This is a genomic window from Arthrobacter sp. H14 (assembly GCF_000520495.1).
Lineage (GTDB): Bacteria > Actinomycetota > Actinomycetes > Actinomycetales > Micrococcaceae > Arthrobacter_C.
Genome location: NZ_KI914648.1, coordinates 25,078 through 34,235 on the forward strand (window position 1 = coordinate 25,078; position 9,158 = coordinate 34,235).

6 protein-coding genes are annotated in these 9,158 nt (G+C 63.7%); 2 read left to right on the top strand and 4 right to left on the bottom strand.

Annotation, left to right across the window (positions count from 1 at the left end; translation table 11 throughout):
• Positions 1-1,882, top strand: a 1,882-nt coding sequence (locus tag Y707_RS24890; RefSeq protein ID WP_035781075.1) for an FAD-binding monooxygenase, incomplete at its 5' end; no start/stop codon positions are given.
• 33 nt (positions 1,883-1,915) lie between these two features.
• Entirely contained in the window at positions 1,916-2,641 is a 726-nt protein-coding gene (locus Y707_RS0109830) for an IclR family transcriptional regulator (RefSeq protein ID WP_051441852.1), read from the top strand.
• Here Y707_RS0109830 and Y707_RS0109835 read toward each other — a convergent pair.
• The 4 genes from Y707_RS0109835 to Y707_RS28965 form a co-directional block, all read right to left on the bottom strand.
• Complete coding sequence (locus Y707_RS0109835; RefSeq protein WP_442853289.1) at positions 2,629-3,984, bottom strand: MFS transporter; 1,356 nt, start codon at positions 3,982-3,984, stop codon at positions 2,629-2,631. The genes Y707_RS0109830 and Y707_RS0109835 overlap by 13 nt on opposite strands.
• Before the next feature lie 105 nt (positions 3,985-4,089).
• Positions 4,090-7,239 (bottom strand): AAA family ATPase, encoded by a 3,150-nt coding sequence (locus tag Y707_RS0109840; protein WP_026534957.1) that lies wholly within the window; start codon positions 7,237-7,239, stop codon positions 4,090-4,092.
• Positions 7,236-8,399, bottom strand: a complete 1,164-nt coding sequence (locus Y707_RS0109845) for an exonuclease SbcCD subunit D (protein ID WP_026534958.1) — start codon at positions 8,397-8,399, stop codon at positions 7,236-7,238. The genes Y707_RS0109840 and Y707_RS0109845 overlap by 4 nt, the downstream gene beginning before the upstream one ends.
• Positions 8,400-8,485: 86 nt before the next feature.
• Positions 8,486-9,158: aquaporin (locus tag Y707_RS28965; RefSeq protein ID WP_173401455.1), on the bottom strand; the 673-nt coding region annotated here is incomplete at its 5' end.

Consider the following 9,158-nt stretch of genomic DNA (forward strand, 5'->3'; position numbering starts at 1 on the left):
CGAGCCGGCGGCCGGCGCCGGCATCGACCGGCCCGAAGAGTTGCCCGACGAAGTTGATGTGCTGATCGTGGGTACCGGACCCGCGGGCATGGTGACCGCCGCCCAGCTCGCCCAGTTCCCGAATGTGACGACGCGGATAGTCGAGCGTCGCCCGGGGCGGCTGGAGATCGGCCAGGCTGATGGCATCCAGGCCCGAAGTGTCGAGACCTTCCAGGCTTTCGGCTTCGCCGAGGAACTCACGGCCGAAGCGTACTGGATCACGGAGATGAACTTCTGGAAGCCGAACCCTGAGGACCCCACCCGGATCTTCCGCTCCGGCCGCGCTGTCGACGACGAGACCGGCGACATCAGCGAATTCCGGCACTTGATTGTCAATCAGGCCCGGGTCCTGGACCACTTCGCCAAGTTCATGGCCAACTCCCCCGCCCGGATGAAACCGGACTATGGCTACGAGTTCCGTGGCCTGGAAGTCGCGGACGAGGGCGAGTACCCCGTCACAGTGACCCTTGCCCACACGTCAGGCGAAAATGAGGGTCAGGAGCGCACCATACGGGCCAAGTACGTGCTCGGTGGAGACGGTGCGCGGAGCAAGGTCCGCGAATCGATCGGCTGCACTATGAAGGGCAATCAGGCCAACCACGCATGGGGCGTCATGGATGTGCTGGCCAACACTGACTTCCCCGACATCCGGACCAAGTGCGCGATCCAGTCCGGCTCGGGCGGGTCCATCCTGCTGATCCCGCGCGAAGGTGGCTACCTTTTCCGCATGTACGTTGACCTTGGCGAGGTGGAAGCCGATAACAAGCGGGCGATCCGCAGCACAACCATTGACGAGATCATCGCCCATGCCAATGCGATCATGCACCCTTATTCGCTCGACGTCCGCAGCGTCGCGTGGCACAGCGTTTACGAGGTAGGGCACCGGCTGACTGATCGGTTCGACGACGTCCTGCTGGAGGAGATCGGGACCCGCACTCCCCGCGTTTTCATCGCCGGCGATGCATGCCATACCCACAGCGCCAAGGCCGGCCAGGGCATGAACGTCTCCATGCAGGATGCGTTCAATCTGGGCTGGAAGCTCGGGCATGTGCTCGATGGCCGCGCTCCCGAGTCACTGCTCTCCACGTACTCCGCCGAACGTCAGGTGGTCGCCAAAGACCTCATCGACTTCGACAAGAAGTGGTCAACGATGATGGCCATGAAGCCCGAGGAGTTCGACGACCCCTCCGAACTCGAGAACTTCTACGTGCAAACCGCCGAATTCCCGGCCGGATTCATGACCGAGTATGCGCCTTCGATGCTCACCGCGGAAGCCGCCCATCAGGACCTGGCCACTGGGTTCCCGGTCGGCAAACGCTTCAAGTCCGCAAACGTAGTCCGCATTTGCGATACCAACCCCCTGCACCTTGGACACCAGGCCAGGGCGGACGGACGCTGGCGCATCTATGTCTTCGCCGACGAGGCACCGGCAGGAGCGCCCTCGAGTGCCACCGAATTTGCCAAATGGCTTGATACCGCACCGGACTCACCACTGACGGCCACGCCGGAGGGTGCCGACCGCGACGCCTGGTTCGATGTGAAAGTCGTCTACCAGCAGGATCACAGGAACGTGGACATCAACGCCGTACCTCCGGTATTCAAGCCGCAGGTCGGCCCCTTCCAGCTCACCAACCTGGAGAAGGTCTACGGCGCGTTGCCCGACGAGGATATCTTCGACGCCCGGGGACTCAGCCGCACCGGCGTCGTCGTCGTCGTACGTCCGGATCAGTATGTGGCGAACGTACTGCCGTTGACTGCAACGGATGAGCTGGCCGCATTCTTCTCCCCCATCCTGCTGAACTGCGCGCCCGTACGTGAAGCAGCCGGTTCCCGCCAGTCCTAACGCCGGCTAATGGCGCAGAATCAGGAGACATCCATGACGGTGGCAGAACCCATCCAGGGATCAGGCGGTTCCAAGCATTCCCAAACCCTTTCGAGGGGCATCCGTGCCTTGGAGATTCTGGCGGAGGCCCAGTCGCCGATGAGTATTGCCGAGCTGTCCTCGGCCTTGGGGGTGCACCGCTCCATTGCCTACCGGATTCTGCGGACATTGGAGGATCACTCTCTGCTAATGCGCACTGAGGCTGGGCTGGTGCAGGCCGGACCCGGTCTGGCCGCCCTCGCCCGGGGTGTTTCACGCGACCTGCAGACGGCGGCACTGCCGGAGCTGACCGACGTCGCCAACCGTCTGAAGATGACGGCATTTATCGCCGAATGGGACCGGCACGATTGCGTCACTCTGATGACGGTCGAGCCGCGGCATTCCGAAACCACCTTGGCGCAGCGGCCAGGAACCCGGCACCAATTCAGCGCCGGAGCACCTGGTATTGCCATCCAATCCGCACTTACCGAGGAGGAGTGGAACCGGATTGCCCCTGGCCTGCCTTACCGCGCCGAGGCGAAGGAAGCGGGGCACCGCGGCTATGCCGTCAGCCATGATGAGGTCATAGCGGGGGTGTCATCCGTGGCGGTGCCCATTATCGTTCCCGGGCAGCTGCCGGCGGCCATCGCCGTTATCTATATCAGCGGGACCCGGGAGACGGCACCCATTGCTGAACGCCTGATCCGCAGCGCCACCGAAATCGAGGTTCAGCTGCGCTGAGTCCGGCGCGTTACCCGCGGCTCAACGACGACGGCGGTCAGCAGTCCAAGGAGGAGAAGTCCGGTGGCTGCAGCAGTGGAGACGAAGAAGGCCAGCTCATAGCCAGTGTTCTCTGCCAGGCTGCCCGCAATGGCGGAGCCGATCGCAGTGCCGGCCACGATTCCGCTGGCGAGCATGGTCATCACTGTCCCCAGCCGGTTCTCCGGAGCAACTTTGCCCCCAATGTTGAAGATGGTCACCATTGTGGGACCAACGGAAATGCCCAACGCAAACAGCGCAATCAACATCGGCGTCGTCGTCTCCGGCAGGAACAACAGCAGCGTCAGGGCGGCCATCGCCGCGGCGGAGGCGAGCCAACGGACGGGATGGCGGAACTTAGCGGGCCAGTAAGCGACGCTCAGGGCGGCCGCCGCGGAGCTGAGCCCCATAACCGCATAGAGCAAACCTCCCAGTGACGCGGTTCCGGAACCGGCTCCGGCGAAAGCAAACAGTGCCGTCTGCGTACCGCCGAAGAATGTCCCCATGCAGACCATGCCAAGCACCGGAATGCTGACCAGCCACCAGTCGGCGGCCTTGGTCCTGGAGGCAGGAGCGGGGAGATGATGTCCGGCAGCGATCTTCCGGGTGGGAACCACAGCATAATGGGTGCGGTGCACGGCGAAGGCGCTTACCAGCGTGATCGTCATCAGTGCCGCCAACGCCAATGGCAGCCATGGTGAGATCGCACTGGCCAGCAATCCGACCAGCGCCGGTCCCATCACAAAGGTCAGTTCATCGGCGGTGCTCTCATAGGACATGGCGGTATCCAGGTCCCCTTGGCGCGGGCTCCTCCCTGTTAGCGCCATCCAGCGGACGCGGGCCAATGGGCCCACCTGCGGACACGTCCCGCCCATGATCAGGGCGGCAGCCAGAATGAGCAGCAGGGACGGTGTGTTGAAGTCCGGTACCAGATACGTGGCAGCGATGAGACCGGCGATGGCCAGCGTATTGGCCAATGCTGCGATCAGCAGGACGGGGCGCTGCCCGGATCTGTCGGCGAGGAAACCGAGGACCGGTGCACCGATGGCGGAACCAACGCCGACTGCGCCGGCTGCGTAACCACCGATGGCGTAGGACTGGCTGACCGCTTGGACCAGTGCGAGTGCACCGATGGTGAGCATCGCCAGCGGGAGCCGGGCAAAGAGGCCCAACGGCAGGAAGCCCGGTCCGGCCAACTCCGGGAGACGGCCGAAGCGGCCCAGTGGGCTCTTTTTGGACGGAGCATCAGGCGAATGCAACGTGGATGGAGCTTCCGGTGTATGGGAGGCGTTTCCGGACGCGCCTTTATTGATTGAGACGTTCACTGGTTCAGGTTCCCTTGTAGCAGCGCATCGTCCCTCCACCCGATGCGCACGACCCGGATACATGGCAATTCTACTGCCTGCCCCGGTCAATTCGACGCCGGGAGGTCAGGCTTCGGCCAGCGCCGGTTCGCGCATTCTCAATGTGGACCCGGTCCGGGACTTGAGGACCTGCAACTGGGCGGGGATACGCAGCTTCATCTCCGGCACATGACTGACCAGCCCGACCACCCGTCCGCCGTCGCGCAGACCCTCGAGGGCGTCCATAACCTGCTCCAACGCGTCCTCATCCAGACTGCCAAATCCTTCGTCGACGAAGAGCGTCTCGATGTCCACTCCCCCGGACTCGTGCTGGACCACGTCCGCTAGGCCGAGCGCCAGGGCCAGCGACGCCATGAAGGATTCGCCCCCGGAGAGGGTCGATGTATCGCGCTGACGTCCGGTCCATTCGTCCACCACCTGCAGTCCCAGACCGGATTTAGCGCCGCGGGCAGCGCGGGAATCATCGTAAACGAGACTGTATCTGCCCGAGGTCATGGTGGCGAGGCGCTCCGTGGCACACAGCGCAACCTGTTCCAGCCGTGCAGCCAGCACATACGCGTTCAGGGTCATCTTGTAACCGTTTTCACCGGAGCCGCGGGCAAGATCGGCCAGGCCGGAGAGTAGTTCAGAATGCTCGCGCACCGGTTCGACGGTGGCCAATGCCTCCTCCAGCTGGCTCTGCAAAGCCTTCAGCTGCTGCAATGATGCTTCCAACATTCGTTGCGCTACTGACGCCTCTTCTGCAGATTCGGTGCAGGTATGAACTATTTCCAGCTTTTCCCGCACCTGGCTCTCATCCGGGATAGCTTCTGCAGCCGCTTCCTCCTCGATCGCCCGGCCAACCTCAGCGTCTTCAAAGAGGACCCGAACCCGGTGCTGTTCTGATTCGTGCGCTTCGATAGCCGCCTCAAGTCCGGCGGCATCATCGGCCGGCAACAGTGCCGTTCTGACTTCATCGGCGCTTTGGAAAGCAGAACCAGCGATGGCATCGGCCAGCTCCGCGGCCAGCTTCTCCATATGGGCCACAGCATTTTCTTCGGCCCGCAATGCCTGCAGGCATGCCGCCATCTGCTGCCCCAGCCCGCGGAGGTCTTCGACCCGCTCCTGCAAACTGGCATGGTTACCGCGGGCGAGAGTGAGCTTCTCCTCAAGGGCTTGGACCGCGGCCTTGATGGACTTCATTCCCATCCGCAGCTCCGCAGCGGCGGCCGCAACCTCCTGCCCGGACTCCGTAACCGTCCGGGCCTCCTCTTCCAGCGCACTGAGCTTCTCTTTTGCGGTTGCCTGTTGCTGCGCCGCTTTGGTCGCAGCTTCGGCAGAAGCGGTTGCCTGTCCCGCCTTCGACTCGGCATCCGCCAGGTCCGAGCCTCCGCCCTGCGACTCGAGGACCGCGACTTCCTGCTGCACTGAGCGCCACCGGGTCCCAGCTTCCTTTACCCGGAGCTCGGCCGCTTCCTGCTTCTGGCGCGCGTCCTCCTCTTCCTCGCCGGCATTGCGGGCAGCGGCTCTCAGTTCGGATGGCTCCGGGTGCTCGGTGCTGCCACAGACCGGGCACGCGGTGTCATCCTCAAGGGAAGCCGCCAGTTCTCCGGCTGCATGTTCGAGCCGCTTCTGCAGTAGCTCCAGCCAGCGGGATTTCGCGCCAAGGTAGCCGTCCTGCAGCCGCCGGTATTCCGCCGATAGTTGCTGTTCCTGCTCCCGTTTCACGGTACAACTGCGAATGGCTGCCACGACAGAACGGGCACGTTGCTCTTCAGCCTTGGCTTGTTCCACCGTTCCCGCCAGCGCGCTGCTCTCGTCCAGCCGCAGCTTCGCAGCTGCGATTTCCGAATCCAGCTCAGCACTGCGGTGCCGCATCCGTTCGGCTTTGTCCAGCACGGCTGTTTCTTCGCTTTCCAACCGGACCAGCTGGCCCTGCTTCTCCTGCAGGTCCCGTTCCTCGGGCACGAGTGCTTCGAGCACTGCAAGCTGACCATTGAGACCGCGTTCGGACTCACTCAACAGTTCCACGCTGAGGGTCTGCCCGTTTTCCTCCCCGGGACTTGTCAGGATCCCGGCGCAGAAGGGATGCTCCAGAAGGGGACGACGCCGGTCGGCAGACAATTCGGCGCATTTCGTGTGTGCGGACACAGCTTCTTCGGCCGATGACAGCCGGCTTTGAAGCAGTTCGGCAGCGCGATGCAACCGCCGTTTTCCAATTCTGTCCGCATGCAGTTGGGTTTGGCCGGCCAGGTCTTCCCCGGCCCGTTGAGCCGCGGTTAGCTTGTCGAATCTGGCCAGCCGTCCGGAGAGTTCCTGATGCTCGGTTCGGGCAGCGGCGGCACGGGAGCGCGCCTGAACAGATTGATCTGCGGCGGCTTGGGCGAGTCCGGTAATCTGCTGCACCCAACCGGCAAGCCTGGCCCTGTCATCCAGTTCCCCGGCCGTCCCGTCATCTTCCTCCAACGTCCCGTCCGGCGAGTCAACAACGGAAGTGGTGGTTTCGTTTGGCCCGTTCCCTTCTGGCTCGCCCCCGTCGACCTCGTCTGCCTCCGGCGCCGGGTACTTGGCCGCTTCGTCACTAGCCTTATGCAGGATCAGTTCGACGCCGGATTCGGCCCGTGAGAGCTGCTCCTTTGCGACGGCGGCGTCCGCCAGCAATTGCTGTTCGACGGATTTGAAGCGCTCGGTGCCGAACAGTTGCTGCAACAGTTCCTGCCGGTCGTTGGCATCGGAGCGGAGAAACGCAGCAAACTCCCCCTGCGGGAGCATCACCACGCGCGTGAACTGTTTAGCGTTCATGCCCAGTAGTTCAGTGATTTCCTGGCCGGCCTCATCGTTCCGGCTGGATTTTTGCAGCCACTCGCCGTTGATCAGCTCGCGCAGCAGCGTTTTGGCTTGTTCCGGCGTCGTGCCCTTGGCCGCTCGACTCGATGGGCGCTGCCAGGCGGGATTGCGGGTGACTTCGAAAGTGCGGCCACTGGCGCTGAACCGGCAGACTACTTCCGGGACAGTGGCGGGATCCGCATGGTCGCTGCGCAGCCGCTTGCCGTCCTGCCGTGCCCCTGGAACGGTGCCGTAGAGCGCGAAGCAGATCGCGTCGAGCACACTGGTTTTGCCTGCTCCGGTCGGACCGTTGAGCAGGAACAGCCCTTGGGAGCTCAGCTCGTCAAAGTCAATGACTTCCCGGTTGGCGAAGGGGCCAAACGCCTGGATCTCGAGTCTGCTGATTCTCATCGGCTCTGCTCGGCTTCCCGGGACCGTTCGAGGGCGCCGCGCAGCATGTCCCGCTCGCCGTCCTCGATGCCACGTCCGCGGACGTGTTCGACGAAGCCGCAACAGATCTCCAGGTCGTCGGCCGCCCGCGCAATCCGGGCACCGTAGGTTTCCGCGGATCGTTGATCACCGCCTTCGGGTTCGAAACCGAGCACGAGGGTGTGCGGAAAACGGGACCGGACGCGTTCCATCGCACTCTTCGGCCGTTCGGCGTCGGTGAGCGTGATCTGGCAAAAGGCCTGCTCGGCGGAGTCATAACTGTCGGCGCTGAGGAGATCGTCCAGAGTGCCGCGGAGGATTTCCAGCCGGCGTGCGCCGGGCCAGATGATGGATTCCACATTCTTGATGCCGGCCGGACCGGCTTCGACCAGCCAGCCGCCTTTGTCCTGCTTGGCTTCCGAGAACGAATAGGGCAATGGTGAACCCGAGTAGCGTACGGATTCACTCAGCCTCTGACGTCCATGCAGGTGGCCGAGCGCCACGTAATCAATGTCGTCAAACAGGTCCAGCGGCACTGCTCCCACTCCACCAGCCGCCAAGTCCCGCTCGCTGTCCGAGCTGATCCCACCGCTGGCAAACGTGTGGGCCAGTACGAAGGATACGGGCTGATCCCCCGCATCCTTGCGCCGCTCCAGATCGGCATGGATGCGCTTCAGGGCGGCGGCGGTGACGGATGCGTGCGAGGCCGATTCCGCCCCCAGCTCTTCAGCCACCAGGCGTGGTTCCAGGTACGGAATGCCGTAAACCGCCAACTGGACTTCGCCGTCGTCGACTATGACGGGAGAATCAATGTCGGCGACCCGGGTGCGCAGATGCACCCCGCCCTGTTCCAGTACCCGGCTCGCAAAGCCCAGACGCGAAGCGGAGTCATGATTGCCGCTGGTGAGGACGACCCGCGCACCGGTCGAGGTGATCCGTACCAGCGCGTCGTCCAGCAGGTTAACCACATCCACCGCCGGCAGCGCACGGTCATAGACGTCGCCGGAAATCAGCACGACGTTAATCTCTTCTTCCACCACCGTCGTGACGAGCTGGTCGATAAACCGGCGCTGGGCATCGAGCATCCCGACGCCATGGAAAGAACGTCCGAGATGCCAGTCCGAGGTATGAAGTATCCGCATATTTTTAACCTATGCGCTGCCACCGACAAAACTCCGCCGGCACTCCCGTGTCTCGGAGTACCGGCGGAATAAACGGCCTACAGTAGCTACTTTTTGTCTTTGCCGTCGAAGAAGTCGCGGGCGTCGTTTTCGTTCCGGTGATCCGGATTTGCCTCGTCCCGGCGATACGGATTTCCGTCGCGCTCTTCGACTATCGGGCCACCCACGGGCGCGCCGCCGGCAGGGCTCTGCGGTGCGGTGGACTCGTCCGATACGCCGCGGCCCCTCGTGCCGGCCGTCGCGGTGGCTGTGCCCGTGGTCGCCACGGTGGTCTCGTCGTCGTAAGAGTCGGTGCCGTTGTTGTTGTCGGCCGGAGCTGGTTCGAAGCTGCGGGCGATCAGGCCGGCAATCGCGGCACCTGCCAGCGGCGCGACCCAGAACAGCCACAGCTGGCCGGCCGCAGCTGCTTCACCGAACAGAACCGTCGCAGTTGCGCGGGCAGGGTTCAGTCCGCCGCCACTGATGGGCAGTGCGACCTGCAGAACAGCCGCATAGGTCAGGCCCGCGGCAAACGGCGCCAACGCCTTGTTGGCCCTGCTGCTCGTTGCGCCCAGGTAGACACCCATCAGGATCGCGGTGAGGATAACCACCAGCAGCAGCACGCTGGTCAGCGGGAACTGACTGGGAGAGTTCTGGCCGTATCCGCTCGAAACGGAGCTGAAGAGTGTCTCGATTTGTTCGACAATCTGCGGCGGGCCGCCGCTGAGCACCACCCAGAGC

Coding starts and splice junctions, on each gene's coding strand:
- Y707_RS0109830 (WP_051441852.1), top strand. CDS start 1,916: ATGACGGTGGCAGAACCCATCCAGGGATCAGGCGGTTCCAAGCATTCC.
- Y707_RS0109840 (WP_026534957.1), bottom strand. CDS start 7,239: ATGAGAATCAGCAGACTCGAGATCCAGGCGTTTGGCCCCTTCGCCAAC.
- Y707_RS0109845 (WP_026534958.1), bottom strand. CDS start 8,399: ATGCGGATACTTCATACCTCGGACTGGCATCTCGGACGTTCTTTCCAT.